This is a genomic window from Aurantiacibacter suaedae (assembly GCF_005434915.1).
In the GTDB taxonomy this organism is placed as follows: Bacteria; Pseudomonadota; Alphaproteobacteria; order Sphingomonadales; family Sphingomonadaceae; genus Alteraurantiacibacter; species Alteraurantiacibacter suaedae.
Map to the genome: position 1 here is coordinate 456,226 of NZ_SKCG01000002.1, position 26,500 is coordinate 482,725.

At 65.4% G+C, this 26,500-nt stretch carries 26 protein-coding genes; 9 read left to right on the forward strand and 17 right to left on the reverse strand.

Annotated elements, in window-relative coordinates:
• Positions 1-78: 78 nt before the first annotated feature.
• The 6 genes from E0473_RS08515 to E0473_RS08540 all read right to left on the reverse strand — a co-directional run bounded on the left by E0473_RS08515 (position 79) and on the right by E0473_RS08540 (position 5,445).
• A complete protein-coding gene (locus tag E0473_RS08515; protein ID WP_137680439.1) occupies positions 79-1,305 on the reverse strand; it encodes a murein hydrolase activator EnvC family protein in 1,227 nt (408 codons plus the stop codon).
• Positions 1,306-1,309: 4 nt separating this feature from the next.
• On the reverse strand, positions 1,310-1,732 hold the full coding sequence (locus E0473_RS08520) for a 23S rRNA (pseudouridine(1915)-N(3))-methyltransferase RlmH (RefSeq protein ID WP_137680440.1): 423 nt from the start codon (positions 1,730-1,732) through the stop codon (positions 1,310-1,312).
• A gap of 125 nt (positions 1,733-1,857) precedes the next feature.
• Positions 1,858-2,244, reverse strand: a complete 387-nt coding sequence (gene rsfS, locus E0473_RS08525; RefSeq protein WP_137680441.1) for a ribosome silencing factor — start codon at positions 2,242-2,244, stop codon at positions 1,858-1,860.
• Positions 2,245-2,381: 137 nt separating this feature from the next.
• Positions 2,382-3,068 (reverse strand): nicotinate-nucleotide adenylyltransferase, encoded by a 687-nt coding sequence (locus E0473_RS08530; protein WP_241657408.1) that lies wholly within the window; start codon positions 3,066-3,068, stop codon positions 2,382-2,384.
• Positions 3,062-4,117: an aldo/keto reductase gene (locus tag E0473_RS08535; RefSeq protein ID WP_137680443.1), complete on the reverse strand. Its 1,056-nt coding sequence runs from the start codon at positions 4,115-4,117 to the stop codon at positions 3,062-3,064. The genes E0473_RS08530 and E0473_RS08535 overlap by 7 nt, the downstream gene beginning before the upstream one ends.
• Before the next feature lie 26 nt (positions 4,118-4,143).
• Complete coding sequence (locus E0473_RS08540) at positions 4,144-5,445, reverse strand: glutamate-5-semialdehyde dehydrogenase (RefSeq protein WP_137680444.1); 1,302 nt, start codon at positions 5,443-5,445, stop codon at positions 4,144-4,146.
• Positions 5,446-5,695: 250 nt separating this feature from the next.
• Between E0473_RS08540 and E0473_RS08545 the strand changes: the two genes are divergently transcribed.
• Complete coding sequence (locus E0473_RS08545; protein ID WP_338325093.1) at positions 5,696-6,853, forward strand: M23 family metallopeptidase; 1,158 nt, start codon at positions 5,696-5,698, stop codon at positions 6,851-6,853.
• Entirely contained in the window at positions 6,846-7,247 is a 402-nt protein-coding gene (locus E0473_RS08550; RefSeq protein ID WP_241657409.1) for a bactofilin family protein, read from the forward strand. The genes E0473_RS08545 and E0473_RS08550 overlap by 8 nt, the downstream gene beginning before the upstream one ends.
• A gap of 85 nt (positions 7,248-7,332) precedes the next feature.
• Here E0473_RS08550 and E0473_RS08555 read toward each other — a convergent pair whose 3' ends face one another.
• The 5 genes from E0473_RS08555 to E0473_RS08575 form a co-directional block, all read right to left on the reverse strand.
• Complete coding sequence (locus E0473_RS08555; RefSeq protein ID WP_170308135.1) at positions 7,333-8,034, reverse strand: DUF1013 domain-containing protein; 702 nt, start codon at positions 8,032-8,034, stop codon at positions 7,333-7,335.
• A gap of 173 nt (positions 8,035-8,207) precedes the next feature.
• Entirely contained in the window at positions 8,208-9,251 is a 1,044-nt protein-coding gene (locus tag E0473_RS08560) for a glycosyltransferase family 4 protein (protein ID WP_137680447.1), read from the reverse strand.
• A 17-nt stretch (positions 9,252-9,268) separates the two neighbouring features.
• A complete protein-coding gene (locus tag E0473_RS08565) occupies positions 9,269-10,138 on the reverse strand; it encodes a UDP-2,3-diacylglucosamine diphosphatase (RefSeq protein ID WP_170308137.1) in 870 nt (289 codons plus the stop codon).
• Between the two features lie 193 nt (positions 10,139-10,331).
• Positions 10,332-11,234 (reverse strand): DUF8021 domain-containing protein, encoded by a 903-nt coding sequence (locus E0473_RS08570; RefSeq protein WP_137680449.1) that lies wholly within the window; start codon positions 11,232-11,234, stop codon positions 10,332-10,334.
• 48 nt (positions 11,235-11,282) lie between these two features.
• A complete protein-coding gene (locus tag E0473_RS08575; protein ID WP_137680450.1) occupies positions 11,283-12,263 on the reverse strand; it encodes an NAD(P)H-quinone oxidoreductase in 981 nt (326 codons plus the stop codon).
• 125 nt (positions 12,264-12,388) lie between these two features.
• Between E0473_RS08575 and E0473_RS08580 the strand changes: the two genes are divergently transcribed.
• From E0473_RS08580 to E0473_RS08605, 6 genes are all read left to right on the forward strand, one after another.
• Positions 12,389-12,607 (forward strand): DUF1192 domain-containing protein, encoded by a 219-nt coding sequence (locus E0473_RS08580; protein WP_137680451.1) that lies wholly within the window; start codon positions 12,389-12,391, stop codon positions 12,605-12,607.
• 185 nt (positions 12,608-12,792) lie between these two features.
• Positions 12,793-15,162: an ATP-dependent Clp protease ATP-binding subunit ClpA gene (clpA, locus tag E0473_RS08585; RefSeq protein WP_137680452.1), complete on the forward strand. Its 2,370-nt coding sequence runs from the start codon at positions 12,793-12,795 to the stop codon at positions 15,160-15,162.
• Between the two features lie 73 nt (positions 15,163-15,235).
• Positions 15,236-16,237, forward strand: coding sequence for a ligase-associated DNA damage response exonuclease (locus E0473_RS08590; RefSeq protein ID WP_137680453.1), 1,002 nt, complete (start codon positions 15,236-15,238; stop codon positions 16,235-16,237).
• Entirely contained in the window at positions 16,238-17,836 is a 1,599-nt protein-coding gene (locus E0473_RS08595; protein ID WP_137680454.1) for a cisplatin damage response ATP-dependent DNA ligase, read from the forward strand. It abuts the gene before it with no gap.
• 78 nt (positions 17,837-17,914) lie between these two features.
• Complete coding sequence (locus tag E0473_RS08600; protein ID WP_137680455.1) at positions 17,915-18,322, forward strand: group II truncated hemoglobin; 408 nt, start codon at positions 17,915-17,917, stop codon at positions 18,320-18,322.
• A gap of 61 nt (positions 18,323-18,383) precedes the next feature.
• Positions 18,384-19,034: a YoaK family protein gene (locus E0473_RS08605; RefSeq protein ID WP_161981549.1), complete on the forward strand. Its 651-nt coding sequence runs from the start codon at positions 18,384-18,386 to the stop codon at positions 19,032-19,034.
• On the opposite strand, the gene E0473_RS08610 is transcribed toward E0473_RS08605, so the two are convergent.
• From E0473_RS08610 to E0473_RS08635, 6 genes are read right to left on the reverse strand one after another with little or no spacing between them, the layout of a single operon-like run.
• The gene (locus E0473_RS08610) at positions 19,017-19,295 is read right to left on the reverse strand and encodes a DUF167 domain-containing protein (protein ID WP_137680457.1); all 279 of its coding nucleotides are present in this window, start codon (positions 19,293-19,295) and stop codon (positions 19,017-19,019) included. The two genes, E0473_RS08605 and E0473_RS08610, sit on opposite strands and share 18 nt — an antisense overlap.
• Positions 19,276-19,851, reverse strand: coding sequence for a gamma carbonic anhydrase family protein (locus E0473_RS08615; protein WP_137680458.1), 576 nt, complete (start codon positions 19,849-19,851; stop codon positions 19,276-19,278). The genes E0473_RS08610 and E0473_RS08615 overlap by 20 nt, the downstream gene beginning before the upstream one ends.
• Positions 19,848-20,420 carry a GNAT family N-acetyltransferase gene (locus E0473_RS08620; RefSeq protein ID WP_241657410.1) on the reverse strand — a complete coding sequence of 191 codons (573 nt, stop codon included), beginning with the start codon at positions 20,418-20,420 and terminating at the stop codon, positions 19,848-19,850. Before E0473_RS08620 ends, E0473_RS08615 begins: the two co-directional genes overlap by 4 nt.
• Positions 20,417-20,977, reverse strand: coding sequence for a GNAT family N-acetyltransferase (locus tag E0473_RS08625; RefSeq protein ID WP_137680460.1), 561 nt, complete (start codon positions 20,975-20,977; stop codon positions 20,417-20,419). Before E0473_RS08625 ends, E0473_RS08620 begins: the two co-directional genes overlap by 4 nt.
• Positions 20,970-21,965 (reverse strand): porphobilinogen synthase, encoded by a 996-nt coding sequence (gene hemB, locus E0473_RS08630; RefSeq protein WP_137680461.1) that lies wholly within the window; start codon positions 21,963-21,965, stop codon positions 20,970-20,972. The genes E0473_RS08625 and hemB overlap by 8 nt, the downstream gene beginning before the upstream one ends.
• 47 nt (positions 21,966-22,012) lie before the next feature.
• Positions 22,013-23,644, reverse strand: a complete 1,632-nt coding sequence (locus E0473_RS08635) for a M23 family metallopeptidase (RefSeq protein ID WP_241657411.1) — start codon at positions 23,642-23,644, stop codon at positions 22,013-22,015.
• A 216-nt stretch (positions 23,645-23,860) separates the two neighbouring features.
• On the opposite strand from E0473_RS08635, the gene E0473_RS08640 reads away from it, so the two are divergent.
• Positions 23,861-26,497, forward strand: a complete 2,637-nt coding sequence (locus E0473_RS08640) for a helicase-related protein (RefSeq protein WP_421721782.1) — start codon at positions 23,861-23,863, stop codon at positions 26,495-26,497.
• The last annotated feature ends 3 nt before the right edge of the window (positions 26,498-26,500 follow it).

Sequence of the window (26,500 nt, forward strand, 5' to 3'; positions counted from 1 at the left end):
GTCTCAGCGTGCTTCTATCGCAGGTGCCGGGTTAACACCAGATGAGGCGCGTTGTGCGGCAGACAAGGCCGCCAGGCCTCACTCGGTCAGGCGCAGCGGATTGACCGGCTCACCCGCCTTGCGCAGTTCGAGCGTTATCGTGGGGCGTCCCGGCCCCGCCACGCCCAGCGGCGCGCCGGCCGCGACCTGATCGCCCACCTTGGCATCGGCGCGCGCCAATCCGGTGACGAGGCTGGTCCAGCCGCCTGCGTGCTCGACAATGACGATCCGGCCATAGCCGCGATAGGCTCCGGCAAAAGCTATCCGCCCGGCGCCGGGGGCCACCACCTGCGCCCCGGCGATGGGCGCAAGGGTGAGCCCGGTGCTGGTTCTGGCACCGTCGCTCGCGCCGAAACCGGTCACCAGCCTGCCGGTGACGGGCAGGATATAGGGCGAGGGACCATCGGGCTGCGCCGGTCCGGCCGCAGCATCCGCATTGGCCGCGCCGAACAGCTCGACCCCTGCCGCACCCGGTTCGCGCGGACGGGGCGGGCGCAGGACGGGGCCGGGCAAGGCCGCCAGCTCGCTGCGCAACGTTGCCGCACGGTCCAGCTCATCGACCAGCCCATCGAGATCGCGCGCCTGTTCGGCCAGCGCCAGCGCGCGGTCAGCCTCGCGATTCGCCGTGCTACCCGCAGCGCGGGCGGCCAGCCGTTGGCTGGTTTCCAGCTCGGCCAGCTCCTTGCGCCTTGCGGCCAGGTCGGTTTCTTCGGTCGCGAGCACGTTCGCGGCGGCAAGCTGTTCGCGCCGCAATTCGCGCCCGCGCGCGATCCGGTCGCGCAGGCCTTGCGTGCGTTCGCGCACCTGCGGCACGGCGTCGTGCATCAGCGCGCGCAGGTAGACCACATCCTTCACCGAGCCGGGCCGCAGCACCGCCAGCGCAACGGGGCGGCGCGTGAACTTCTGCAAGGCGGCGGTGAGGCGGACCACGGGCCTCTGCTGCGTGCCGATCTCCTCGCGCAGATCATGCCGTTCGCGGTCGATCATGGCGATGCGAGCATTGGCGGCAGCGATCCCGGCCTCGGCTTGCTGGATTTGTGCGGCGGTCGCGGCAGCTTCGGCGGCATAGCGTTCGGCGGCGTCCTCCGCCTCGCTCGCCTGCTTCTCGAACTGCGCGCTGCGCGCCTCGGCGGCGCGGCGTTCGGCAAGCGCTTTTGCGAGCGCGGCGCGGGTGTCCTCTGCATTGTCGAACATGACCGGCGCCTGCGCCCAGGCGGTGGCCGCAAACAGGCCAGCAGCGATAAGCAACAGGATAAGCCGGTTCATCGCGCTATCCTGCCCGATGATAGGGGTGCCCGGCAAGAATCGCGGTGGCGCGAAACAGCTGCTCCATCACCATGGCGCGCACCAGCAGGTGCGGCCAGGTCGCCTTGCCGAACGAGATCAGCAGGTCGGCGGCCTCGCGCTCCTCGGGCGCATGGCCATCGGCAGCCCCGATCACGAGGCGGCACTCACGCATCCCGCCATCGCGCCATTGTTCGAGCTGGCGGGCCAGCTCTTCGGAAGAGAGATTCTTGCCCTTTTCGTCAAGCAGTACGGTGCGCATGGGGGTGAGCGGCTCGGGAATGCGGCCGCCGGTTTCGGGCAGTTCGGTGAGTTTCAGCGGCCAGGTAATGCGCTTCTCATAGCGCGCGACCAGCTCGGCCTCAGGCGACCGGGCGATCTTTCCGCGCGCGATGACATGGAGAAGCATGGGAAGGAGGCCTAAATCGGTCGCACTGCGACCGCAAGGCCGACTGGCCGCCCGCAGGTGCCCCGTAGCGGAGCGAAGGGATCAGCACCGAGGACGCGCCCCCGGATGGGGGCGCGCAAAACAAACTACGCGTTGCCGACCGCGCTCTTCTTCTCGCCCTCGTCACCGAAGCCCCACATCCTCTCGAGGTTGTAGAAGCTGCGCACTTCGGGGCGGAAAAGGTGGACGACCACGTCGCCCGCATCGATCAGCACCCAGTCGGCGGCGGGCAGGCCCTCGATTCGCGGGCTCGGCTCGCCGGACTTCTTGAGCTCTTCGGCTAGCTTCTGCGCCATCGACGCGACCTGCCGGGTCGAGCGGCCCGAGGCGATCACCATGTGATCGGCCACCGAGCTTTTGCCCTGGAGCGGGATCGACACGATTTCCTGCGCCTGATCGTCATCAAGCTGCTTGAGGATCATTTCGTGGAGCGATCCGGGGATCGTTTCGATTTCTGAAAGTTGGTCAGTCATTGCAAATATGGTTGCTGCTCTGGTGCTGGTGCCGATGTGGCCGCGACGCAGATGCGCCGGGATGCTCACTTCGGTCATCACGAAAGGTCAGGCTCCTCATAGAGAGATGCTCATGGGCAATAGCGAAACCGGGTGGCTCACGCACCCGGCTCCCTATGGGACACATGAATGAGAGAATGCGTCACTTCATCGCGAGGCGGTGCGCCGGAAAATCCGTCCGCCCAGTGCGGATCCTGTTCGCGCAGCTGTGTCGCCGAGCGCGGATCGGGATCGAAACGCAATTCTATCAGAGCGGGTGCGCTCCATTCGCCCCGGTTGCGAAAGCGGGCTGCAGATAACCGGTAACGCCGCAGCCAGGCCATTGCAGGACTTGCAAGGGCATCAGTATCATAGCCGGGGCGGGCAATCACGGCAATGGGCATTTCCCGCGCAATGGCGCGCCAGCTTTTCCAGCGGTGAAACTGGGCGAGATTGTCCGACCCCATCAGCCACATGAACCGGCGGCGGGGGAACCTTCGCTTGAGCGCACGCAGCGTATCGACGGTGTAGCGGGTGCCGAGTTCACGCTCGATCGCGGTGACCTTGATCGGCGCCCGGCGACTCTGCTGCCGGGCCGAGCGAACGCGGGCACCAAGCGGGGCCATACCTTTTGCCGATTTCAATGGGTTGCCTGGTGAAACCAGCCACCAGACCTCGTCCAGATCGATCGCATCCAACGTGAACAGCGAGATTCGCCGATGGCCGGCATGGGCCGGGTTGAAGCTCCCGCCGAGCAGCCCGGTCAGCGGGCCATCGCGGTGGCGGCGTCCGCCATGTTTCAGCAAGGCGTGGCCCGACGCGGGGTGACGCGAAACCCGTGGCGGTGGCTCTGCGCTTTGATCGCCCATTGCGGATAGTCGTCTTCTGGGGCGCCGATGGCCCCAAGCTGTTCCAACTCGCCAGCGGTCAGCTCTATATCGGTCGCGGCAAGGTTCTGCGCCAGCTGATCGGTCTTGCGCGCGCCCATGATCACGCTCGACACCACCTCCTGATGGAGCAGCCATGCCAGCGCCACCGCTGCCACCGACACATCGCGCTCAGCCGCCATCGGCCGCATTGCCTCCACTGCCTGTGCGGCAAGGCCGATGTCGGCACGCGGGAAGTCGAGCGTCATACGCCGACCTTCCCCCTTCACCGCGCCATCCTCGCCGAAGTCATACTTGCCCGAAAGAAGGCCGCCAATCAGCGGGCTCCAGACCAGCAGCCCCAGCCCCTCCGAGCGCATCATCGGCACGATCTCGCGCTCCAGCTCTCGCCCGGTGACGGCGTAATGGGCCTGATTCGAAACGAATTTGTCCCACCCGCGCCGCTCGGCAATGCCCAGCGCCTTGGCGATCTGCCACGCCGCCCAGTTGGAGACGCCGACATAGCGCGCCCGGCCCGAACGCACGATGTCCTCCAGCGCGCGCAGTCCCTCTTCCATCCCGGCGTTCGGGTCCCAGCCGTGGATCTGATAAAGGTCCACATGGTCGAGCCCGAGCCGCTCAAGGCTGGCGTCGATCTGCCCGAGCAGGTGATAGCGGCTGTAGCCGCCGTCGTTCGGCCCCTCGCCCATCGGCCCCATGCCCTTGGTCGCGATCACGATCTGATCGCGCGCAATGCCGAGGTCGCGCAGGGCCTGCCCGGTGAACTGCTCGCTCTGCCCAAACGAATAGACGTTGGCCGTGTCGATGAAGTTCACGCCCGCGTCGAGCGCCTGCTTCACCAACGCGGTCGAGCCCGCCTGATCGAGGTCGTGCTGGAAGAAGCCGCCCGGCTTGTTGCCGAAGGTCATCGCGCCGAGACATAGTTCGGAGACGACCATTCCGGTCGCCCCCAATCGATTGTAACGCATCCGGCCTCTCCCCTATGCGGCGCGGCTTAGGGGCGTGCTTGCCCCGTGCCGTGAACCTGCCACTTGTATGTGGTCAGCCCTTCGAGCGCCACCGGCCCGCGTGCGTGCAGACGGCCCGTCGCAATGCCGATCTCGGCCCCGAGGCCGAATTCGCCACCGTCGGCAAACTGGCTGGAGGCGTTGTGCATCACGATGGCGCTGTCGGCTTCGGCCAGGAAACGCGCGGCTGCAGCTTCGTCGGCGGTCACGATCACTTCGGTGTGGCCCGAGGAATGGCGCGCAATGTGTTCGAGCGCGGCATCGAGCCCATCGACCACGGCGACCGACAATACGGCGTCGAGATATTCGGTGTCCCAGTCCTCATCGGAGGCAGTGCCGATCCGCGAATCGAGCGCTTGCGCACGCGGATCGCCGCGCAGTTCGCACCCCGCATCGAGCAGTTCGGCCACCACCTCTTGCGAGGCCGGGAAGTTCGCGTCGAGCAGCAGTGTCTCCATCGCGCCGCAGATGCCCGTGCGGCGCATCTTCGCGTTCAGCGCCAGCTTCTTCGCCATTTCGGGATCGGCAGCAGAATGAATATACGTGTGGCAAATGCCGTCGAGGTGCGCGAGCACCGGCACGCGGGCATCTTTCTGCACCCGCTCGACCAGGCTCTTGCCACCACGCGGCACGATCATGTCGACCAGCCCCGCAGCCTTGAGCATCGCACCAACCGCGGCACGGTCCTGCGTCGGCATCAGCTGAATCGCCTCGGCGGGCGCGCCCTTGCTCGCAACGCCTTCGGTAAAGGCGGCGTGCAGCGCACGGTTCGACTTGACCGCCTCGCTCCCGCCGCGCAGCAGCGCCGCATTGCCCGAGCGCAGGCAAAGCGCGGCAGCATCGGCAGTGACGTTCGGACGGCTCTCGTAAATGATGCCAATCAAGCCGATCGGAATGCGGCGGCGCACCAGCTCAATCCCGGAAGGCGCGGTGCTCCGGTCAATTTCCTGGCCGACCGGATCGGGTAGACTCGCCACGTTCTCGATTGCAGAAGCAATGCCGTCGAGCCGTTGCTCATCTAGCATCAGCCGGTCGAGCATGGCGGGTTCGAGCCCGTTCGCCTTGCCGGATTCGAGGTCCTTCTGATTAGCGGCGAGAATTTCCGGCGCCGCCTTGCGGATGGCAGCCGCCGCGGCGCGCAGGGCGTCCGCTTTGTCAGCGTCGCTCATCAGCGCGAGCACGCGCTGCGCCTTGCGTCCGGCACGCGCGAGCGAATGCACGATCTGCTCGCAATCGGCGGGGGTTTCCTGGCCGGAATCGGCCGTGCGGGTCTTGAGTTCTGTATTCATGAAAATCAGGCCTATCACTCGCTTGATGTTTTGTCAGGTGGCGAATCGGGCACACCTCAATTGAGGGAAAGTTCCAGCACTTCGCCAAAAGTTCCGGGAAAATGGCACGCTTCGTCCCGTGCTCCTTTCGGTTCACCCCGTGTTATCGGAGACAAGGTCGACCTCCGGGGCGCATAGGCTATCGCACCCGCCGACAGGGGTAACACTGCAGACGGGGTCGCCATTGCTTTTTTCTAAGATTGAAAAGCGTTTGGAGCGCATTCGTTCCTGGTTTCCGGAGCGCGAGTTCATCATGCGCTCGCAGGGACGGGTTCGTTTCATCAAGATCAGCCCGCGCCTGCAGATGGGAACTGCTGCCTTTGCCCTGACGATTGGCCTGTTCTGGTTCGGCTCGCTGGGTGCCATGGCCGTGACGCAGTACCAGTCGAGCGCCGAGATGGCCTCGCTGCTTGACCGGGAGGCGACCGTGGCCAAGTCGGAAGACCGGCTCGAGGCCTATCGCGACGATCTCGACGAGACCATGGCAGACCTTGCCAAGCGGCAGGACGTGCTGGACCAGCTGGCCGCTGAACTGCCCGAGGATTTGCTCACCAAGAGCGCCGACGACACCGTCACCGATTCGCACGAAGAGGCCACCCGCCTCATCAGCATGGTGGGCGAGAGCTTCCCCGAAGCCGTGGGCCTGGCGCAGCTCGAAGCGCGTCAGCTCGCCTTTGTCGAACGCATGACCCTTTTTGCCGACCGGCGCGCGCGCCGCGCAGAGGACGCGCTGCGGACGCTCGGCCTCGATCCGTCCGCGATCCTGGCACAGGATCGCGTGGCGGTTGGTGGTCCGCTCGAATTGCTCTCGACCGAGAGCGATGGCTCGATCGATCCGCGCTTCGAACGCCTTGGCCTCAGCCTTGCCCGGATGAGCGCGCTCGAACGCGGGCTCGACGGTGTGCCACAGGTGATGCCCGCCGATGCCGGTTCAATCAGCTCGGGCTTCGGTGTGCGCCGCGACCCGTTCAGAGGCCACGCCGCGATGCATTCGGGGCTCGATTTCCGTGGCCCCTACGGATCGCCGATTCGCGCCGCCGCCGCGGGCAAGGTGACTTTCGTCGGCTTCAAGGGTGGTTATGGCCGCACGGTCGAGGTGAGCCATGGTTCGGGTATGATCACGCGCTATGCCCACATGTCGCGCTCCGCAGCGCAGGTCGGCCAGAAGGTCGATGCAGGCGCGGTGATCGGCGCCATCGGCAGCTCGGGCCGTTCGACCGGGCCGCACCTGCATTTCGAAGTACGCATCAACGGCCGCGCGGTGAACCCGCGCCCGTTCCTGGAGACCGCCCCGCATGTTCTTGAAGAAGCAAGATCCCGCCCTGCCCGCATCGCCGGGGAGCCCGACGGAGCGACGGCGGGTGGCTAATTCCAGCACCTTTTCGGTGTTCGGGCCGGACGTCACCGTTCACGGCAATGTCGAGGCGTCGGTCGATCTGCATGTCGATGGCAATGTCATCGGCGATATCGCCTGCGCCTCGCTGGTGCAGGGCGAAGGCAGCCGCATCGAAGGCGAGGTCAAGGCGCAAAGCGCGCGGCTGGCGGGAACAGTGGAAGGCCGGATCGACGCGGTCGAGCTGGTCATCCTCAAGACTGCGCGCATTCTCGGCGATGTCAGCTACGAAACGCTGACCATCGAACAGGGTGCGCAGGTCAACGGCCGGTTCGCGCCGCAGGGAGCCGGCCTTGCCGCAGCAAATGGGCGGGCCGAGGCGGCCCCGCTGCCCGGCGCGGACGGCGAACAGATGCGGCTGGCCAACTAGCTTTCGCAAATACCGGGCTGGAGAGGAGAAAGGGGCGGACCGCAAGGCCGCCCCTTTCCGTGTGTTCGTCTATGGAGTGCGGCGATCAGCCCTGGCTGGAGGCGCTCTCGTCGGCTTCGGCGGCGCGCTTGGCTTCGAGCCATGCCTCGGCCTCGGCTTCCTGCGCGGCTTCGGAGGCGGCCTTGGCAGCTTCCGCACGCTCGCGGCGCAGTTCCTCGATCAGCTTTTCCTTGTCGTCGCGCTGATCAACCACGGGTGCTTCGACTTCCTCGCCCTCGGTCACCGGGATGTTCTTGGCCGCCTTGGCCACGGCCGCATCCAGCTCGCGCTGCGAGCACAGGCCCAGCGTCACCGGGTCTTTCGGCTGGATGTTGGCAATGTTCCAGTGGCTGCGATCGCGAATCGCGTTGATCGTGTTGCGCGTGGTTCCGATCAGCTTGCCGATCTGCGCATCCGAGATTTCGGGGTGGCTGCGGATGATCCAGGCGATGCCATCGGGCTTGTCCTGCCGCTTGGACACCGGCGTATAGCGCGGGCCCTTGGTGCGGCTGACATCGACCGGAGCCTTCTGCATCTTCAACGAATAGTCGGAGTCGGCCTGCCCGCGTTCGATCTCTTCGTGCGTCAGCTCGCCCGAATGGACCGGATCGCGCCCGGTATATTTCGAGCTGGCGAGGTCGTCGGCCATGGCCTGAACCTCGAGAATGTGCAGTCCGCAAAACTCTGCGATCTGGCTGAAGCTCAGCGAAGTGTTGTCGACCAGCCAGCTGGCGGTCGCATGCGGCATCAGGGGAGTCGGCTGGGCCACGGTGGTTCTCCAAGTGCAGATCGGGCGGAAAATTCAGCCCGAAATAAAAGGGCCGCCCCTCGCGGGACGGCCGACCTTGACCCTCTATGTAGGCCAATTGCCGAAAGACAGCAAGGATTTCGCACAAGTACGCCGCGCGCGGCCGCCCGCACTCAGGCCGCCGCCGCCTGAAAGACCGCCACCTGCGGTTCGCGTGTAATCAGCGCCAGGCCCGCACAGAACTGGTCGGCACTGGCATCCCAGCTGTAAGCACGGCCTGCGGCAAGACAATCCTCGCGGCTAAAGGCAAGCGCTTCGGCGATAGCATCTTCCAGCCGCTCGGCCATGGCCCCGCTGCCGGGCGTCAGCACGTCCAGCGGGCCGGGTGCGGGAAAGGCCGCCACGGGCGTGCCGCAGGCAAGCGCCTCGATCATGACGAGGCCGAAAGTGTCGGTGCGGCTGGGGAACACGAACACGTCGGCCCCGGCATAGCAGGCTGCCAGTTCTTCACCCGAGCGGCGGCCGAGGAAATGCGCCTCGGGATAGGCTTGCCGCAGCCGATCGAGCGCCGGGCCGTCGCCCACCACAACCTTGGAGCCGGGATGACTGTTATCGAGAAACTCCTCGATATTCTTCTCCACCGCCACGCGCCCGACATAAAGCTGGATCGGCCGTTGCAGCTCGAAGAACAGATCTGGCGGCGGATGGTCGGGCACGAAGGTGGCCAGGTCGACACCCCGGCTCCAGTGATGCAGCTGCGTCAGGCCATGATCGCGCAACTGCTCGCGAATGGTCTCGGTGGCCACAAGAATGCGCTCGGCCGGACCGTGAAACCGGCGGATCAGCGGCCAGATCGCGCTGGCGGGAAGACCTATGCGGCTGGAGACGTAGTCAGGAAACTGCGTGTGGTAGGCGGTGGTGAACGGATAGCCGCTCCTGCGACAATAGCGCCGCGCCGCCCAGCCCAACGGTCCCTCGGTCGCAATGTGAATCGCATCGGGGCAGAAATGGTCGAGTAGAGCGCCCACCTCGCGCGGGCCGGTCAGCGCCAGCCGAATCTCCGAATAGGACGGACACGGCACCGAGCGGAACAGGTCGGGCGAGATGACCTTCACCTCGTGCCCACGGCGGCGAAGTTCGTCGGTCACCGTGGTCAACGTGCGAACCACGCCGTTCATCTGCGGGAGCCAGGCGTCGGTAACGAGGGCGATTTTCATCAAGAGCCTCGCGCGAATCAGGCCGCGGCGGCGACCGCGGCGCCTTCGCGCTCGGCCGCCTCGGCCTCGCGAGCGGCGATCTCGTCGGGCCAGTGGAGGATTTCCATCTTGCCGTCGGCGTGCTCGACCAGCGCGTTGCAGCCTTCGACCCAGTCGCCGTCGTTCCAGTATTCGATGTCTTTGCCGGAATGGGCGAACATACGGTGTTCGGCGGTGTGGATATGCCCGCAGACCACGCCATCGACCCCGCGCTCGGCGGCGGCCCGGGCGACCACTTCCTCATAACGGCCAATGAATTCGACTGCGTTCTTGACCTTGTGCTTGGCCATTTTCGAGAGCGACCAATAGGGCAGGCCAAGCTTACGGCGCACCAGGTTTACCCAGCGGCTGATGCCCATCATGAAGGTGTAAAGCGCGTCTCCCACGAAGGCGAGCCAGCGGTGCGACAGCATGACGGCGTCGAACTCATCGCCGTGCAGCACCATCAGGCGGCGGCCATCGGCGGTATCGTGGAAGGCGGCGCGGCGAATTTCGATGCCGCCGAAGTTCAATCCCGTGAACTGGCGGAACATCTCATCGTGGTTGCCGGGGATATAGACCACGCGCGTACCGCGCTTGGCGCGCTTCATGATCCGCCACACGATATCGTTGTGCGCGGCGGGCCAGTAGAACTTCTTCTTCAGGCGCCAGCCGTCGATGATGTCGCCGACGAGATACATCGTCTCGCAATCGACATTGTCGAGAAAGTCGATGAGCAGCTCGGCGTTGCAGCCCTTGGTGCCGAGGTGGATGTCGGAAATCCACACGGTGCGATATTTGCGGCGGCCCTTGCCCTCAGGCTCTGGCACAGTGGGCTTGGCCCGCGAAAAGTCGCTGATCGTAGCCATCGGCGTGCTGGTGCCGAAGACATCTTCCAGATGGTTGCCAAACATGCTGCCAAAGCCCCGCTTTGTTTTGCCTTGGGCTCAGGCTTATGGCGCATGAATGTGACAGCAGACTCACAGTTCAGCGTCACTTGTCTGACAGTGTGACGCCGGGGTGGCACCGCCCGGAACAGCCGGGCGGGTGCCGAATGGGCGCTTAACGCACCACGTAGGGCTGCTTGTCGACCCATGGCGAAGTCATGTTGTAAGGCACGGTGACGAAGACCGCCTCGACCTCGGCGATCTTGCCGTCGACGATCTTGAACAGTTCGAGCAGCGCAAAACTGTGCGGGAAGGTGAAGATCGACTTGTGGCGGCTGCCATCGGTCCAGGTGATGTCGGTGAGCCGGCCAGAATGGTCGATGAAGCCGGCAGCGACAACGATGCCCTTCTCCTCGTCGACCAGCGGGAAGCGGCGGTCGCGCACGCGATCGTCGTAGATATACTGGCCGAGGCGGAACTGATCGGCGCAGCCCATCTTGGAGATCGGATAGCCCTCGATATCGACATTGGTGGTCTGCAAACCGTTCTCGATACGGTCGCATTCATCCGTGAAATCGGTGAACAGCGTGCCGTCGTTGTTCTGCAGCGTGTCGAAATAGCCGTCGGCAATCGCGATCAGGCGCTCGCGCGGGCGGCGCTGATCTTCGGGCACATCCTCCGCCAGAACGGCACGCGGTCGGCGCGCATCATCGATCTGCGGGAACGGACCGAGTTCGCTCGGTCGGCAAACAAGAGTCTCGACCTCGGTGATCTTGCCGCCCTTCATAGCGATCCGCATCGACATCACCGCCGCATCGCCCGATTCTTCGACAATACCGAACCAGCTCCCCTGCCCCGTCTGCGGATCGGCCGCTTTCACATCATAGGTGTCACGCACCTTGGTGATGGTGTTCCACAGACCGTCACCGAGCATCAGCTGAACGTTGTTTTCGGTAAACACCACGTCGTCCGCCCAGTCGACCCGCGACACATCCTTCGCCGCGAGCGCGGCAAGGTAGGTGTCGATGGCGGAATAGAGGTCCTCACGCGTGGCGATCGGGGCGGGGTTCGAAGTCATGGCATTGTCTCTCCTGTTACAATGACACTTCTGAACAATTGGCCGCTGTCAGTCCACCGCCAAGACGATCTTGCCGACATGATCGCCCGCCTCCATCCGGCGATGGGCCTCGGCCGCCTCCGCCAGCGGAAAGATCTCGTCCATCTGCGGGCGCAACAGCCCTTGCGCGACCAGCGGCCAGACCTCGCGCTCGATCTCGGCAGCGAGCAGCTGTTTGAAGGTGTCTGATCGGGCGCGCAGGGTCGAGCCGGTGATGGTCTGACGGCGCATCATCAGCTTGGCCATATTGATCTCGGCCTTGGCCCCGCCCAGCACGGCAATCGTGACCAGCCGGCCTTCCGCGGCAAGGCAATCGAGATTGCGCTGGGTATAGTCGCCCGCCACCATGTCGAGCACGATCTGGCATCCCGCCTTGTTGGTGATCGAACGGACCTCCTCCACGAAGTCCGACTCCTTGTAGTTGATCGCATAGTCGGCGCCCATTGACCGCGCGGCAGCGCATTTCTCGTCGCTGCCGCAGGTCACGATCACGGTCAGACCGAACAGTTTGGCGAGCTTGATCGCCATCGAGCCGATGCCCGAAGTGCCGCCATGCACCAGCAGCGTCTCGTCATCGCGCGCCAGCCCGCGCTGGAACACATTGTGCCACACGGTGAACAGCGTTTCCGGCATGGCGGCAGCCTGTTCCATGGGCAGCCCCTCGGGCACCGGCAGAAAAGAACCCGGCCTTGCGAGGCAATACTGCGCATACCCGCCGCCGTTCACCAGCGCGCAGACGCGGCGCCCGATCCAGTCGGCCCCGATGCTGTCGCCCGCGCCCACGACCGTTCCCGAAATTTCCAGCCCCGGCAGCTCGCTCGCACCCGGCGGCGGCGGATAGAGCCCCGCACGCTGCAAACAGTCGGGCCGGTTGACCCCTGCATAGGCGACCTTGACCAGCACCTCGCCCGGGCCTGGGCTTGGTACCGGCTGCTCAACCAGCTTGAGCACCTCCGGTCCACCTGATTCACTGATCTTTACGGCCCTCATTCGGTCCGATGCCTGCAAATTCACTCTGCCCCCCTTGGCTTGCGCGTCCCCGTTTCGTGTTTGCTGTAATTCCACTTAGCCGGAGCCATTGACAGCAAGCAATCCGATAGTGATGTTGCAGCTTAATGGATGGCGACGATCTTCCGCGAGTCCGTACCGATGCGGCAAGCCTCTTGGCCAAAGAGGATCTCGACCGCTATTCTCAGGACGAGCTGATGGAGCGGATCGCGCTGCTCGAAGCCGAGATCGCGCGCGTCAAGGCGCAGCACGCCAAGGCAGCGGCACATCGCAGTCTTGCCGATCAGCTGTTCAGGCCGAGGCCCAGCGACGGAGGGGGCGAGTGAGAGGCCGACCGGCCCTGCTCCACCCTCGCAATTGCGCCAAGGCGCACCATATCGGTCATGAACAGACCGGCCCCGTGCAGGGCCGGTTTTCCCTCACGCACCTCTTAGCCTCCCGTTCACCTTGCCAGCCGCACACTGGTTCTCCTGCCGGCCCTCTTGCTGGCTAAGCCAACCGAAAGACTGCAATGCCCAGTTTCGCGCAGAACCTCGAAAAGACCCTCCACACCGCGATCCAGCACGCGATCGACCGGACGCATGAATATGCGACGCTCGAACACCTGCTGCTGGCGCTGGTCAACGATCACGACGCGGCGGAAGTGATGACCGCCTGCGGCGTCGATCTTGAGGAGCTGGCCGGTGTGGTGCGGCAGTATCTCGATCAGGAATACCAGTCGCTGAAATCGTCCGATCAGGCCGATCCGCAGCCGACCGCAGGGTTCCAGCGGGTGATCCAGCGCGCGATCCTGCACGTGCAGACCTCGGGCAAGGACACCGTAACCGGCGCCAATGTGCTGGTCGCGCTGTTCTCCGAACGGGATAGCTATGCGGTCTATTTCCTCCAGCAGCAGGATATGAGCCGGCTCGACGCGGTGAGCTTCATCAGCCACGGCATCGGCAAGAACGGTCGCCAGATCGAAAACCGCAATCCGCAAGGCAGCGAAGAACCCGAAACCGCCAAGGCTGAGGAAAAGGTCGATCCGAAGAACAAGAAGGATTCGGCGCTCGACCAGTTCTGCGTGAATCTCAACCAGAAGGCGCTGGATGGGAAGGTCGATCCGCTGATCGGGCGCGGCCCCGAGGTTGACCGCACGGTGCAGATCCTGTGCCGCCGCTCGAAGAACAACCCGCTCTATGTGGGCGACCCTGGCGTCGGCAAGACGGCCATCGCCGAAGGCCTCGCGCGCAAGATTGTCGAGGGCGACGTGCCCGAGGTGCTCGAAGAGGCGGTGATCTATTCGCTCGACATGGGCTCGCTGCTGGCGGGCACCCGCTATCGCGGCGATTTCGAGGAGCGCTTGAAGCAGGTCGTCTCCGAGCTGGAGAAGATGCCGCACGCGGTCCTGTTCATCGACGAGATTCACACCGTGATCGGCGCCGGTGCCACCAGCGGCGGGGCGATGGATGCCTCGAACCTGCTCAAGCCTGCGCTGTCGTCGGGTTCGATCCGCTGCATCGGCTCGACCACCTACAAGGAATTCCGCAACCACTTCGAGAAGGACCGCGCGCTGCTGCGCCGGTTCCAGAAGATCGATGTGAACGAGCCTTCGGTCGAGGATACGATCAAGATTCTCAAGGGCCTGCGCACGGCCTTCGAGGAGCATCACAAGGTCAAGTACACGCCCGATGCCATCAAGACCGCGGTCGAGATGAGCGCGCGCTACATCAACGACCGCAAGCTGCCGGATAAAGCCATCGACGTAATCGACGAGGTCGGCGCGATGCAGATGCTGGTGCCGCCGAGCCGTCGCCGCAAGACGATCACCGCCAAGGAGATCGAGAAGGTCATCGCGACCATGGCGCGCATTCCTCCGAAGTCGGTCAGCAAGGACGACAAGGCCGCGCTCGCCAACCTCGAGAAAGACCTGAAGCGCGTGGTGTTCGGGCAGGACCAGGCGATCGATCGCCTCTCCACCGCCATGAAGCTTTCGCGCGCCGGTCTGCGTGACCCTGACAAGCCGATCGGCTCGTTCCTGTTTTCCGGCCCCACAGGCGTCGGCAAGACCGAGGTCGCGCGTCAGCTCGCCTCGATCATGGGAATCGAGCTGAAGCGCTTCGACATGTCCGAATATATGGAGCGCCACAGCGTCTCGCGCCTGATCGGTGCGCCTCCGGGCTATGTCGGCTATGATCAGGGCGGCCTGCTCACCGATGCCATCGACCAGCACCCGCATTGCGTGCTGCTGCTCGACGAGATCGAGAAGGCCCACCCCGACCTGTTCAACATCCTGCTGCAGGTGATGGATAACGGCCGCCTGACCGACCACCATGGCAAGACGGTCGATTTCCGCAACGTGGTGCTGATCATGACCACCAATGCGGGTGCGTCGGATGCGGCCAAGCAAGGCATCGGCTTCGGCAGCGGCACCAAGGTGGAGGCGGCGGAAGAGGCGGTGAAGAAGATGTTCACCCCCGAATTCCGCAACCGCTTGGATGCGATCGTGCCGTTCGGCTATCTCGGCAAGGACACGATCAGCCGCGTGGTCGACAAGTTCATCCTTCAGCTCGAACTGCAGCTGGCCGACCAGAACGTGCACATCCAGTTCGACAGCGATGCGCGCGACTGGCTGGGCGAACGCGGCTACGACAAGCTGATGGGTGCGCGCCCGATGGGCCGCCTGATCCAGGAAAAGGTCAAACAGCCGCTCGCCGAAGAGCTGCTGTTCGGCAAGCTCGCCCACGGCGGCGAGGTGCATGTCAGCGTGAAGGAGAACAAACTCGCCTTTGAGCTGACCGCCGCCCCGCCGAAGGCCAAACCGAAGAAGACGCGCAAGAAGCCAGCGGCGAAGAAAGAGCAGGGCGATGCCTCGGCCGAGGGCAGCACCTCGGAAGACTGATCGTCCCGCAAATTACTGACTTACCGCAGGGCGGCGCTGGAACCCCAGCGCCGCCCTGTCGGTTTATGCAGCGATGAGCGCCCCCCACTGGATCCAGCCGCACCCGCAGGGCATTTATGTCGCCCCGGCCGATTGCTGGGTCGATCCTTCGGTGGCGGTAGAGCGGGCGCTGGTCACCCATGGCCATGCCGATCACGCACGCGGCGGCCACGGCGAAACGCTCGCCACCCCCGAAACACTCGCGATCATGGACCTGCGCTACAACACGCGCGAGGGCGCGGTGCCCGTGGCCTATGGCGAGACCTTGCGGCTCGCAGGCGGGGTCGATGCGACATATCTGCCCGCGGGGCACGTCCTCGGTTCGGCGCAGATCCTGCTAGAACATGCGGGCGAGCGGGTGGTGATCACGGGCGACTACAAGCGCCGCGCCGATCCAACCTGCGCCCCGTTCGAGCTTACGCCGTGCGACATTTTCATTACCGAGGCGACCTTCGGTCTGCCGATCTTTACCCATCCGCCGATTACCGAGGAGATCGGCAAGCTGCTTGGCGCGCTGGAGGCCAACCCCGAGGCCTGTGTGCTGGTAGGTGCCTATGCGCTGGGCAAGGCGCAGCGGGTGATCGCCGAACTGCGCGCGGCGGGCCATCACGATCCGATCTACCTGCACGGCGCGATGGAGCGGATGTGCCGCCTCTACGAAGACCTCGGCGTGCCGCTGGGCGAGCTGCGGCTCGTGGCCGACCATACGAAAGAGGAGATGCGCGGCGGGGTGGTCGTTTGCCCGCCCTCGGCGCTGAACGACCGCTGGAGCCGCCGTCTGCCCGATCCGATCACCGCCATGGCGAGCGGCTGGATGCGCGTGCGCCAGCGCGCCCGCCAGCGTAATGTCGAGCTGCCGCTGGTGATCTCCGATCATGCCGACTGGCATGAGCTGACGCAGACCGTGTTGGAGGTGAACCCGCGCGAGACCTGGATCACCCACGGCCGCGAGGAGGCACTTCTGCGCTGGCACGAGCTGCACCAGCGCAAGGCCCGCGCGCTGGCGCTAGTGGGCTATGAGGACGAGGACGACTAGGTGGAAGAGTTCGCCGCGCTCGTCGACGCGCTGATCTACACGCGCAGCCGTAACGGCAAGCTCGCGCTGATCGCGGACTATCTGCGCGCCACACCCGATCCAGACCGCGGGTGGGCGCTCGCCGCGCTGACCGACGGGCTCGACTTTTCGGCGGTCAAAAGCTCCACCATCCGCAACCTGCTCAAAGAGCGGGTCGATCCGGTGCTGTGGAGCCTAAGCCGCGATTTCGTGGGCGACACCGCCGAAACTGCCAGCTTCCTCTGGCCCGAGCCCCTGCGCGCCGCTGACGCCCCTCCCCCTACTGTGTCTGAAACGGTCGCCAGCCTTTCGGCCATGACCCGCGCCAGCGTAATGCAGGACTTGCCGAAACTGCTCGACAGGCTCGATGCGAAGGGTCGCTATGCCTTGTTCAAGCTTGCCACCGGCGGGATGCGTGTGGGCGTCTCGGCGCGACTGGCGAAGGTCGCCTTTGGGCAGGCGTTCGAAGTGGAAGTCGATAGCGTCGAGGAATACTGGCACGCGCTCGCCCCGCCCTACACAGAGCTGTTCGCCTGGGCCGCCGAAGGCGCCGATCCGCCCGACACCGCGAACATGCCGCTGTTCCGCCCCTTCATGCTCGCCCACCCGCTCGAAGACACCGTCGTCGATCTCGCCGACTATGTGGCAGAATGGAAGTGGGACGGCATCCGGGTTCAATTGGTGCATGTGGGTGGCGAAACGCGGGTCTATTCGCGCTCGGGCGACGACATTTCCGCCACCTTTCCCGAGCTGATCGACGCGCTCACCATTCCGGCGGTGCTCGATGGCGAGCTGCTTGTGCGCGGCAGCCATCAGGGCGGCGAAGCAGGCGGCGCGGCGAGTTTCAACGCTTTGCAACAGCGGCTTGGTCGCAAGACGGTGAGCAAGAAGATGCTTACCGAGGCGCCGGCTTTCGTGCGGCTTTACGATGCGCTCGCCATCGGCGGCGATGACCTGCGCGCTCTGCCATGGAGCGAGCGGCGCGCGCAGCTTGAATCGCTGATGCCGCGCCTGCCGGATAGCCATTTCGACCTCTCGCAAATCGTCGAAGCGGATGACTTCGCCCGCCTCGCGCAAATCCGCGAGGGCGCGCGCGACGATGCGATCGAGGGGCTCATGCTCAAGCGCCGCGACAGCCCCTATGTCGCGGGCCGCAAGACGGGCCTGTGGTACAAGTGGAAGCGCGATCCGCTGCTGGTCGACTGCGTGCTGATGTATGCCCAGCGCGGCAGCGGCAAGCGCAGCAGCTTCTATTCCGACTACACCTTCGGCTGCTGGACCGCCGATCCCGACGAGGGCGGCGAATTGCTTCCCGTGGGCAAGGCCTATTCGGGCTTCACCGATGAGGAACTGAAGAAGCTCGACCGGCATGTGCGGCAGAACACCGTCAATCGCTTCGGGCCGGTGCGCGAGACGGACAAGAGCCTGGTGTTCGAAGTCGCCTTCGATTCGGTTCATGCCAGCAAGCGCCACAAGTCCGGCCTCGCCATGCGCTTCCCGCGCATCCACCGCATTCGCTGGGACAAACCCGCACACGAGGCCGACCGGATCGACGCCCTGCTTGCGCTGGTGCGCGACTAGCTTTGCGGCATATCAAGGCGGCCTGACTGCGCAGCCGGCACATGGCACGCTGAACCCATCTGCCCGAGAGAGCCTGCCGTGAACGACCAGTCCAAACTCACGCCTTACGAACAGATCGGCAGCCAGCCCGTTATCGCAGCCGTGGTGGAGCGCTTTTACGACCTGATGGACAGCGAGCCGGCCTATGCCGAATTGCGCGCCATCCACGCGGCCGATCTCACCCCGATGCGCATATCTCTGGCCGGGTTCCTCGCCGGATGGGCAGGCGGACCGCGCGACTGGTTCGAGGCCAATCCGGGCAAATGCATGATGAGTATGCACTCAGGCTTTCCGATCACCGCGCAGACTGCAGGGCAATGGGTTGAGGCGATGGCGCACGCCTTTGCCGATTGCGGCCTCGCCGATCACCCCGTCGGCAAGCTGATGAACGAACGCTTCGAGATGATGGCTGGCGGCATGGTGCGCACCGCAGCGATGGCAGGCTGACCGCCACCAAAATCCAATTGCGCGCTGCGCTGTCGTAAAGCATTTGTGGGGCATGTATCGCATGTCCCGCGCAGATCGCTCGCTCGCCTACAGCATCGCTGGCGCGGCCGGATTCGTCGATGCCAGCGGGTTCCTCGCGGCGGACCGCTATTTCGTTTCGTTCATGTCGGGCAACACCACCCGGCTCGGCGTGGAGCTGGCACGCGGGTCGAGCGCGGCGGCGATGGCGGGCATGTTGCTGGCCGGGTTCGTGGTCGGCGTGGCCCTGGGCGCCTTGGTGGCCGACCGGCTCGAGCCCTGGCGCAAGACCTCGGTTCTCATCGCGGCTACAATGCTGCTGCTTGCCGCTGCCACTGCACAGGCCTTTGGGCTGACGCTCGGCCTACTGCTCGGCGCGGTGCTGGCGATGGGCGCGATCAACAACGTGTTCCGCAAGAGCGGCGAGGTCGCGCTCGGCGTCACTTACATGACCGGGGCGCTGGTGCGCGTGGGCGAAGGGCTGGCGGGTCTTATCAAGCCAAGCGCGCAGCGGCGGCGCGGGGCGTTCGAAAGCCTGCTTTTGTGGGCAAGCCTTTCGGGCGGCGGCTGCGTCGGCGCGCTGGTTTATCTCAATTTCCAACCCGCGGCAGGATGGCTTGGCGCGCTGTGGGTGCTGGCGTTGGCGCTGTTCGCCTGCCGGATCGAAGCGCGCGAGTCAGCCCAGCCGAACTAGCTTGTCGCGCGAAGTTGCGCCGCGCAACAAGGTGAGCCGCGAGGGTGCGCTGCCGAGCGCCTTGGCGAGCAGGCCAATCACCGCATCGTTGGCCGCGCCATCCTGCGGCTTGGCGCGCACCTTCACCTGCACCGCGCCATCGACAATCGCGATACCCTCGCTGCGCGCGCCCGGCGTGACGCGCAGTGCCAGCCGCCCCTCGTCGTCGGCGAGCGCCCGGATTGCGTCGGCAGGCGGGAGATCAGGTTTCGGTCTTGCCATGCAAGGCTGCCATATGTCGCTCGGCCAAGGCGCAGTAGCGTTCGGCCTGAAAGCGGATCTTCTCCACCTGCGCCGCATCCATAGTGCGGAAGCGCTTGGCCGCCCGCCCGATCCATATCTCACGCGGGGGAATGCTCTTGCCGGGGCTGAGCAACGCGCCAGCACCAAGCATCGCGCCTTCGCCCACATGGCACCCGTCCATCGCGATGGCCCCCATGCCGACGAAGGCTTTGTTGGCCAGAGTCGCTCCATGAACCACCGCCATATGGCCGATCACGCAGTCCTCGCCGATGATCGTGGGGCAGCCATCGGTATCGGGCCGCGGGCCTTCAACGTGAAACACCGATCCATCCTGCACGTTGCTTCGCGCGCCGACTTCGATCCGGTGAATGTCGCCGCGCAATACGCAGTTGTACCAGATGCTCGCCTGCGGCCCGATCGTCACATCCCCAATGATTCGCGCACCCGGCGCGACAAAGGCGGTTTCGTGGATCTGCGGCACTTTGCCATCGAACGGCAGAATGGTGGCACCGGGAAAACGTTCGGCGAAATTCATGCGAGCAACTCCCAGTCTTCACGCGCAAGCGAATAGGCGATAATCGTATTTCCGCCGAAGTCCTTGCTTGCAAAATCGAGATCGGCGCGCCGTTGCATCCCGATCCTTCGCATGAGGCCCCAACTCGTCTTGTTTCCGTCCATTGTCAGCGCAATGATATGCGGCGCGCCCAGTTCGCCAAACGCCTGGTCGCGCACTGCGAGCGCTGCTTCTTTCGCATAGCCATGGCCCCAGCTATCCTCGCGAAAGCGCCAGCCGATTTCGTGATCGCCTTGCGGCCCTCCCTCCTGATTGGCGCGTTTGAGGCCGACCATGCCGAGCACTTCGCCCGCCAGATGGCCGCCATCATCCTTCCGGCGGCAACACCAGAAAGTGTGACCGAACCGGTCGCGATAGCCATCAAGCCGGGCGCGAAAGGTTGCGATACCGTCGCCATCAAGCACCCCGCCGAGCCAGCGCATCACTCCAGGCGTATTGGTTAGGCGGATGAAATCATCCCACGATCCGTCGTCCCACTCGTGTAGGCGCAGCCGTTCGGTTTCGAGAATCGTCTCGGGCAACTGACTCACTGCTTGCTCCATTGCTCACGGGTCAGACGGTATACGCGTGTGGGATTCTCCTCAGGCGCATATTCGGGATCATTGTAATCGAGACCCGCCGCACGCAAGAGACCGAGCCGCCCCATCAGCCGTGTGGAGCCCACATTGGCATCGCTAGCCTGCGCGTAGACCGCCGCTAAACCCAATATCTCGAACCCATAGGCAAGCAGCGCCCGCGCGGCCTCCGTGGCATAGCCCTGGCCCTCATACGCGCTGGCCAGGCTCCAGCCGATTTCGGGCTGTCCACGCAGGCCATCGGGAGCGGCAGGGCTGCGCACCGTGAGGAGCCCAGTGCGACCGACCCGGCATTGGCTGTCGCGCAGCCAGATCGTGAAGCGGATGCCGCTGCCCTCGGCCATGGCCGCGAGATCGATTGCAACGCTTTCGGCAATCGCTTCATCGCTGCGTGGGCCGCCAAGGTGGCGCATCACCTCGGCCGTGTTCATCTCGGCCAGAAGCCAGGGCAGATCGGCCTCGGTCACCGGGCGCAGGTCCAGCCGCTCGGTGACAAGAGAACGCTCAGCCATTGAGCAACCGCGCGGCGAACGGCGCGTGATAGGTCAGCACGCCCGAACATCCCGCCCGCTTGAACGCGATCAGCTTCTCCATCAGCAGCGCCTCGCGGTCGGCAATGCCCGCCGCCGCGCCTGCCTCGATCAGCGCATATTCGCCCGAGACCTGATAGGCGAACACGGGCACTTCGAAGCGCTGCTTGGCGCGCCAGATCAGGTCGAGATAGGCAAGGCCCGGCTTCACCATTACGCTGTCCGCACCCTCGGCAATGTCGAGCGCGATCTCGGCCATGGCTTCATCGGCGTTGCCCGGGTCCATCTGGTAGGTGCGTTTGTCGCCCTTCAGCAAGCCATCGGTGCCGACAGCATCGCGGAACGGGCCATAGAAGGCCGAGGCATATTTGGCGGCGTAGGCCATGATTTGCACATTGTGGTGGCCGCCCATTTCGAGCGCCATGCGGATCGCTTTCACGCGCCCATCCATCATGTCGGACGGGGCGATGATATCGGCACCGGCCTCGGCCTGGGCGAGCGCCTGGTCGACCAGCACTGCCACCGTATCGTCGTTCATGACATAGCCGCCCTCGTCGACCAGCCCGTCATGCCCATGGCTTGTATAGGGGTCGAGCGCGACATCGGTGAGAATGCCGATGTCGTTGCCGCAGGCATCGCGGATCGCGCGGATCGCCTGGCACATCAGGTTGTCGGGGTTGAAGGCCTCGGCCCCGTCGTCGCTGCGTTTTTCGCGCGGAGTGTTGGGAAACAGCGCGATGCACGGAATGCCCAGCGCCACTGCCTCTTTCGCACGGCCAGCAATCAGATCGACCGACCAGCGCGACACGCCGGGCAGTGCGCCGACCGGGTCTTCCACGCCCTTGCCCGAGGTCACGAACAGCGGCCAGATCAGGTCGGCCGGCGTAAGCACGGTTTCGCGGACCATCGCACGGCTCCAGCCGTGGGTGCGGGTGCGGCGGAGGCGGGTGGCGGGATAGGCTCTGGTCATGCCTGCGCTCCTGCCGAAAATCGGCCGCGCAGGCAATGGCGACGCGCTCAGTTGACGCGCTGGCGGTTCTCCAGCCGATCAATCTCGCGCACCGGCTCTTCATTCGCACCCGAAGCTGGCACCAGCGTAGCAAGCGCCGCGCCCGGCTCGACCGTTTGCCAGCGCGCAAGGCTGGCGCGGAAATTTGCCAGCTCGCGCCCTTCGAGCTGCGCCCGGTTGACGAATTTGACGCTCGCCGGATTGATCGCCCGGCCGCCGCGGTACATTTCATAGTGCAGGTGCGGCCCGGTCGAGAGGCCGGTGGAGCCGACATAGCCGATCACCTGCCCGCGCTTGACCGACTGGCCCGAGCGAACCGCCATCCGGCTCATATGGCAATAGCGTGTTTCCAACCCGCCGCCATGCGACAGCTTGACCGCGTTGCCGCAGCCCCCGGCGCGACCGGCGGAAACCACCCGGGCATCGCTCACCGCGACAATCGGCGTTCCGCTGCGGGCGCGGAAATCCATGCCCGAATGCATCCGGCGGTAGCCGAGGATCGGGTGACGCCGCATCCCGAAGTTCGACGAAATCGGGCCGGGCACGGGTGCCACCATGCCCTGACGCTGCTCGCCAACTCCGCCAGCATCGTAAAACAGGCCCTCGCGGCCCCAGCGCATCATCTGCTTGCGCGGCTGCCCGTCGCGCACAATCGCCGCATATTGCAGCTTGCCGACCTCGATCTCGCCGGTGGCGGCGCGCTTGTAGTCGATAATGAAGTCGAACTCGTCGGTCGCCGAGATATCGCGGTCGAGGTTGAGCTCCTCGCCGATGGTGCGCAGAAATTGCTGCACTGCGCTGGGCGGCGCGCCGGCGGCGCGGGCGGAACGGTAAATCCCCTCACCCACCGTGCCGCGAATGCGCAAGGGCGTGGCGTCGACGGCAATCGGCCGCGGCACCAGCGCCAATGCGCCATTTTCGCGCCGCTCGACCGCCAGTTGCAGATCGAACCGCGCGCGAAACGACAAGCCATCGACCGGGCGCGGCGCATCAAGCGACGAGCGGCGGCCAAGCGTGATATCGACCTGCGTGCCGGGCGCGATCTCGCTCAAGGGCATGGCACCTGCCACCATTCCCGCAATCTGCTCCGCCTCGCCGGAGCCAACCCCGGCGCGGCGCAGCATCCGTTCGAACCCGTCGCCTTGCGTTAGCGTTGCGACAAGATCGATACGCGGGCGTTCGGGTGCGCTGGCCAGTTCTTCAACCCTGAAGGTCGCGCCCATGCGGCGGCCACTATCGGCGCCAAGGCCAAGCGGCATGATCATCTGGCTGCGGAATTCGTCGCGCACACGGTCGTCGATCCGCATGGCGGGCGCGGCTTCGACCGGCGAAAAACCGGGCCAGGCGGCAATGGCGATGGCGGACAAGCCCAGCATCGTGGCAGTGCCGCGCAGCCAGCGCGCCGAGCCGATATCCTGCGCCAGATCGGTGGCCAGTTCATTGCGCTGGAACATCAGGCCGATGCGGCGACGCATCTGACCGAGCCGTTCGCGCTTGCCGGAAAAGCGCGCGATGGTGCGTTTGCCTTCGCTGGTTTGCGCGGCATCGGCCTGGCATTCCATCCGGTCGGTCGACTGTTCGGCAGGCGGTCGCGGCGCGTCCTTGTCGCTCCATACGATTGCCCGGCGCTTGCTGGCCAAAATTCTGCTCCTTGCGGCCCGGCTTGCTTCTGCCCCTAAGGGCGCGTCGAGCCAATCTACGATATCGCGCGATTTTCTAGCTAAAGCCCTGCCGCAATAAAGTTAATTCGCATCTAATGTCGATGAGAGGACTCGCACGAGCGTCCAAATGCTCCACGCCCTTATCGCCCCGATAAGCTTGCGCGAAACCGAACGGCCCGGCATGATTGCATCGTTGTGCCCCGTTCTGACGCTACTGCGACCATTCGCGCCGTGCTCGGCCCCACCAACACGGGCAAGACGCATCTCGCTATCGAGCGCATGTGCGCCCATTCGAGCGGCGCGATGGGCTTTCCGCTCCGCCTGCTGGCGCGCGAGGTCTATGACCGGGTGCGCGCAATCAAGGGCGACAAACAGGTCGCGCTGATCACCGGCGAGGAGCGGATCGAGCCGCCACAGGCCCGCTATTACCTGTGTACCGCCGAAGCCATGCCCCGAGACGGAGGCGGAAAGGCCTTCGTCGCGCTGGACGAGGCGCAGCTGGGCGCGGACCGGGATCGCGGCCACATCTTCACCGACCGTCTGCTTCACGCGCGCGGACGCGAGGAAACGATGATCCTCGGCGCGGGCACGCTCGAACCGCTGGTACGCGCGCTGGTGCCCGAGGCGCGGATCGAGGAGCGGCCGCGTTTTTCCACGCTGCACCATGCGGGGCCGGTGAAACTTTCACGGCTGCCCAAGCGCTCGGCCGTGGTCGCCTTCTCGATCGAGCAAGTCTATCAAACCGCCGAGCTGCTGCGCCGGTTTCGCGGCGGCGCGGCGGTGGTGATGGGCGCATTGAGCCCGCAGACGCGCAACCGCCAGGTCGAGCTGTTCCAGTCGGGCGAGGTCGACTACATCGTCGCCACCGATGCCATCGGCATGGGGCTTAACCTCGATGTCCATCATGTTGCCTTTGCGGGCCTCGAAAAGTTCGACGGGGTGCGCCAGCGCCGCCTCACCCCCGCCGAAATGGCTCAGATCGCCGGGCGCGCTGGTCGCCACCAGACCGATGGCAGCTTCGGCACCCTGTCAGGCAATCGCGGCCACGCCGCGCTCGAACTGAGCGACGACGAGGTCTACGCTATCGAGCAGCACCGCTTCGCACCGCTGACCCGGCTGTTCTGGCGCAACCCCGAACCGCGCTTCGATTCGATAGACCGGCTGATCGCCGATCTCGAAATGCGCCCCGATCATCCGGCCATGGCCGCCGCGCCCGAGGCGATCGACCTCGCCGTGCTGCGCCGCCTTGCCGAAGACAGCGAGATTCGCGCCGCCACACGCGGCCATGCGCAGGTGCGGCGGTTCTGGGAGGTGTGCCAGCTGCCCGATTTCCGCCAGCAGGGCAGCGATGCCCATGCACGTTTCGTCGCCCGCCTCTGGCGCGACCTGAAGGGCGGCCATATCGGCGCCGACTTCGTCGCCAATCGGATCGGCGAGCTTGACCGGCCCGAAGGGGATATCGACACGCTGCAAGGGCGGCTATCGGCAATCCGCTCTTGGGCCTATATCTGCCAGCGGCCCGACTGGGTGCTGGCGCGTGACGAGATGGCCGCCCGCGCCCGGGCAGTGGAGGCGCGGCTGTCCGATGCTCTTCACCAAAGGCTAACCGAACGTTTCGTAAATCGCCGAACCTCGGTATTGATGCGGGGAATGGGAAAGGATGCAGGACTTTTGCGGGTAAAACTTGAAGACGACGGGCGAGTCATGGTCGAGGACCATGCCATCGGCCACCTTGAGGGCTTCCGCTTCGTGGTCGACCAGACCGCGGGCCAGGAAGACCGCAAGCTGATGCTCGCCGCCGCCGAAAAGCATATGCCCGCGTTGCTGGCGCAAAAGGCGCAGAAGCTGATCACCAGCGAACTGGGCGACGTCGCGATTGCGAACGGCGGCCTGTGGCGCGGCGATCAGCAGGTGGCGACGCTCGAGCGCGGCAAGAGCGCGAGCCGCCCCCGGCTCGTGATGGCCAAGGAACTCGGCAACCTCGATCCGGCGCACCGCGCGCAGCTTTCCGAAGCGCTTGACGTGTGGCTTGAGGGCGCCCTTGCCCCGCTCACCCCGCTGCGCGCCATCGAGGATGCGACCAGCGATCCCGAAGCGGGCAGCGAAGTGCGCGCCCTGCTGCTGACGCTTGCCGAACGCGGCGGCAGTGTTCCGCGCGAAGAGGCAGGGCTTGCCAACCTGCCCAAGGAGCGCCGCCCGCTGCTGCGCAAGCTTGGCGTCTCCATCGGCGCGCTTGACGTGTTCGTGCCCGCCCTGCTGCGCCCGGCAGCGCGCAAGCTGCTGCACGAACTGGGGCTGGATCGTCGCCCGGTTTCCGAAACGATGGCTCCGGTGATCGCAGCCGACAGGCAGCTTCCCGCAGGCTATCGCCGCGCGGGCGAGCAGGCGGTGCGGCTCGACATGGCGGAAAAACTGTTCCGCGCCGCGCACGAGCAGCGGCTCAAGATCGCCGACACCAAGGATACGCGCGGCTTTGCGATAGACACCGCGCTTGCCACCAGCATGGGCCTGTCGCCAGAAAGCTTTCGCGGCCTGATGAAAGATGCGGGCTTCCGTCAGGGCGAGCCGGTGGCCATGGCCGAGGGGGCCTATGGCCCGCCGCGCCCGGTGCCCTGGACCTGGCGCCCCCCGCGCAAGGATTTCCGCCCGGCGCGGCAACCGCAACATGGCAACGACCGGAACAAGGATCGGGATCGGGGCAAAGGCCGGGGTAAACCCGGCGCGAAAGGGAAAGGTCGGCCGCAGCGCGACAATCGTCCCGCCGGGGACCACCGCCCTGCCACCGGCAACGCCTTCGCCGGGCTCGCCGACCTTTTGGGGAGCAAAAGCTAGCAG

What these genes read in the sequence shown, in the direction of transcription:
- E0473_RS08515 (WP_137680439.1), bottom strand. Translation starts at nt 1,305, where the DNA reads ATGAACCGGCTTATCCTGTTGCTTATCGCTGCTGGCCTGTTTGCGGCC.
- E0473_RS08520 (WP_137680440.1), bottom strand. Translation starts at nt 1,732, where the DNA reads ATGCTTCTCCATGTCATCGCGCGCGGAAAGATCGCCCGGTCGCCTGAG.
- rsfS (WP_137680441.1), bottom strand. Translation starts at nt 2,244, where the DNA reads ATGACTGACCAACTTTCAGAAATCGAAACGATCCCCGGATCGCTCCAC.
- E0473_RS08535 (WP_137680443.1), bottom strand. Translation starts at nt 4,117, where the DNA reads ATGCGTTACAATCGATTGGGGGCGACCGGAATGGTCGTCTCCGAACTA.
- E0473_RS08540 (WP_137680444.1), bottom strand. Translation starts at nt 5,445, where the DNA reads ATGAATACAGAACTCAAGACCCGCACGGCCGATTCCGGCCAGGAAACC.
- E0473_RS08555 (WP_170308135.1), bottom strand. Translation starts at nt 8,034, where the DNA reads ATGCCGCATGCGACCGCCAGCTGGCTGGTCGACAACACTTCGCTGAGC.
- E0473_RS08560 (WP_137680447.1), bottom strand. Translation starts at nt 9,251, where the DNA reads ATGAAAATCGCCCTCGTTACCGACGCCTGGCTCCCGCAGATGAACGGC.
- E0473_RS08565 (WP_170308137.1), bottom strand. Translation starts at nt 10,138, where the DNA reads ATGGCTACGATCAGCGACTTTTCGCGGGCCAAGCCCACTGTGCCAGAG.
- E0473_RS08570 (WP_137680449.1), bottom strand. Translation starts at nt 11,234, where the DNA reads ATGACTTCGAACCCCGCCCCGATCGCCACGCGTGAGGACCTCTATTCC.
- E0473_RS08575 (WP_137680450.1), bottom strand. Translation starts at nt 12,263, where the DNA reads ATGAGGGCCGTAAAGATCAGTGAATCAGGTGGACCGGAGGTGCTCAAG.
- E0473_RS08580 (WP_137680451.1), top strand. Translation starts at nt 12,389, where the DNA reads ATGGATGGCGACGATCTTCCGCGAGTCCGTACCGATGCGGCAAGCCTC.
- clpA (WP_137680452.1), top strand. Translation starts at nt 12,793, where the DNA reads ATGCCCAGTTTCGCGCAGAACCTCGAAAAGACCCTCCACACCGCGATC.
- E0473_RS08590 (WP_137680453.1), top strand. Translation starts at nt 15,236, where the DNA reads ATGAGCGCCCCCCACTGGATCCAGCCGCACCCGCAGGGCATTTATGTC.
- E0473_RS08605 (WP_161981549.1), top strand. Translation starts at nt 18,384, where the DNA reads ATGTCCCGCGCAGATCGCTCGCTCGCCTACAGCATCGCTGGCGCGGCC.
- E0473_RS08610 (WP_137680457.1), bottom strand. Translation starts at nt 19,295, where the DNA reads ATGGCAAGACCGAAACCTGATCTCCCGCCTGCCGACGCAATCCGGGCG.
- E0473_RS08615 (WP_137680458.1), bottom strand. Translation starts at nt 19,851, where the DNA reads ATGAATTTCGCCGAACGTTTTCCCGGTGCCACCATTCTGCCGTTCGAT.
- E0473_RS08625 (WP_137680460.1), bottom strand. Translation starts at nt 20,977, where the DNA reads ATGGCTGAGCGTTCTCTTGTCACCGAGCGGCTGGACCTGCGCCCGGTG.
- hemB (WP_137680461.1), bottom strand. Translation starts at nt 21,965, where the DNA reads ATGACCAGAGCCTATCCCGCCACCCGCCTCCGCCGCACCCGCACCCAC.